The sequence below is a fragment of the Pseudoalteromonas sp. 2CM32C genome, from assembly GCF_023161925.1.
GTDB classification, from domain to species: domain Bacteria; phylum Pseudomonadota; class Gammaproteobacteria; order Enterobacterales; family Alteromonadaceae; genus Pseudoalteromonas; species Pseudoalteromonas marina.
The window spans coordinates 1-1,590 of the sequence record NZ_JALNTI010000009.1; the positions used below are offsets into that span (position 1 = coordinate 1).

Annotated in this window: 1 pseudogene; it reads left to right on the forward strand. The window is 38.6% G+C overall.

The window, feature by feature from the left end:
• Nucleotides 1-582 precede the first annotated feature (582 nt).
• Nucleotides 583-1,590 (forward strand): annotated as a pseudogene (locus MTF67_RS14865) (hypothetical protein); the annotation flags it as partial.

A 1,590-nucleotide genomic window follows, 5' to 3' on the forward strand; every position in this document is an offset into this window, starting at 1 on the left:
ACGAAACAGCGCCGATGATAGTGTAGCATTTGCTATGTGAAAGTAGGACATTACCAGGCTTCAAATTGTAGAAAGCCGCTTCAGAAATGAAGCGGCTTTTTTGCTGTCTGCAGAAAAGTGAAATATGACAAATAATGCTCACTCATCCACAGCTCATCATGTAGGTCGGGGGATCGAAGCGATTCGCGACGCATAGAGACTCCCGCATTTACCATGTGACCCTCCAAAGGACAGGCAGTGCGACTCCCTACGGTGAAGTTCACGATTCTAAATACGAGAAAGCCGTTTTTCAAATTATCGTGCAAAAGGTTATTTCATTTTTATTTGAAAAATACTTACTTTGTAGTACTTATTATTTGAATCCAAGTTTTTACAAGCTTCACCTAATTTAAGTTTATGCTCGATTTATTGTGAAGCTAGTATGTGGAGTGTCAACTTTTTTCCTGCGCGTATCGCTTTAAACTATGTTACGAGTGAGTATTTTTAGATGGTATGTATTGTTAAACTCAGTTAAATTAACAGGGTTACAATAAGTTATCGATTTAGTATTGGCCAAGCAGGCTTATTTTTTAGGGATGATGGATGCGTTTAATCTTACTTTTTTCATTTTTATCGACTTTGCTGAACATAAATATTGTCGCAGCTACGCAAGTAGAACCTCCTGTAAATATAGCTCCTTCGTTGCCGAATACGCAAAATAACCATGATTTGGTATACCAGCAATTATTTAGTATGCACAGCCAACTTGCTAGTTTGGATGAAAAGCTACAGCAACAAAAATCACTCGGTAATGATTTTAAGACCTTAGAAGCCGCTCAGCAAGCACTCAAAGCTCAACTTGCTAACTTACAAACTAAACTCGAAACGCAAGAAAAGCTGCAAACTAATCAAATGAATGGAGTTGATGGACGGATTTCTGACATAGCAAGTAATACTAATATGTGGGGAATGGCATTTACCATTTTTGGTTTGATTATCACGGTTGCTGCAATCGCACTTGGTTTTAGTGCAAAAAACAGAGCGGTATATGAAGCTAAGCTTGCTGCTAATACAGCTTCAGAAAGTCATATGGAAAAGTGGTTACTAGATAATAAAGATAAATTAATCGCAAATACTAAAACTGAGCTTGAAAAGGTGAGCCTTGAGCTAAAAGAGCGAGCTGAGAAATTAGAAGCAGAGGCAAGGGCTGCGCTGGAAAAAATCAAGCAAGAGCAGCAACAAGCCTGGGACGCCCTCTTAGCAGAAAACAAAGATGTTGTTACCTCGAAAAGAAATAAAGAAGACAATACAGCTACCAAACATAATAAACCGAAAGTATATCAAACAGCTCAAGAATGGTTTAAAGCGGGTATAAATGCGTTCGCTAATAGTGAATATGATGAGGCTCTCAATGCCTGGAATAAGGTATTAGGGCTAGTTGACAGCGAACAAGAGCCGATGCTGTATGCCATTACAATGATTAACCAAGGCATTACTTATGGTCAGCAAAGCAAGTTTGATGATGCACTAAACAGCTTTATAACCTTGATTGAGCAGTTTAAAGACTCATCGAATGAAGAGATTCAAATTCAAGTGGCTAAAGCGATGGGT